The organism is Streptococcus cristatus, assembly GCF_003943505.1.
Taxonomy (GTDB): domain Bacteria; phylum Bacillota; class Bacilli; order Lactobacillales; family Streptococcaceae; genus Streptococcus; species Streptococcus cristatus_E.
In genome coordinates, this window is record NZ_RJPS01000090.1 from 1 (window position 1) to 633 (window position 633).

The following is a 633-nucleotide window of genomic DNA, read 5'->3' on the forward strand; positions in this document are numbered from 1 at the left end:
AATGTAGCAGCGAAGACAGTAACTCCTGATGATAAGGATAGCGAAGAAACAGTTAAGTACAGCAAACTTGGTTCATANGTACCAAATGTACCAGACGGACTTCCAAAAGTNCCAAANCTTCCATATCCAAACGATCCAACAGATCCAAGCAAACCAGGTACTGATCTTCCAGTGATTCCACATGTACCAGGCACTACACCAGTAGGCCCAGATGGCACAACACCATTGACACCGAAAGATCCGAGCGATCCAAGCAAGGGTTACAACCCACCACCNNTTCCAAGTGATCCAACNAAGGATACACCAATNAACTTCGTGAAGGATGGTCAAAAAGCGATTATCAGCTTCGTAGACCAAACTGACGGTAATAAGGAATTGACCAAGGTTGTCGAAAGCGGTAAGTCAGGTGAGCCAATCGGTACAACCAACTACGCAGCTCGTCTGAAAGAATTGACAGACAAGGGTTACGAAGTTGTAACAGATGAGTTCGCAGGACCTAAGACCTTCGATAATGACGATAAGAAGGATCAAACCTTCACCGTTACTCTTCGTCAAGGTACAGAGAAGATTACAGACCCAGCTAAGCTCAACAAGAAAGTATCACGTACGATCAAGTACGAATACGCAGATGGT

General features: G+C 44.9%; 1 protein-coding gene. It reads left to right on the forward strand.

Annotated elements, in window-relative coordinates; all coding sequences use genetic code 11:
- Positions 1-315 precede the first annotated feature (315 nt).
- Positions 316-633, forward strand: a 318-nt coding sequence (locus D8792_RS11875; protein ID WP_446677399.1) for a mucin-binding protein, incomplete at its 3' end; no start/stop codon positions are given.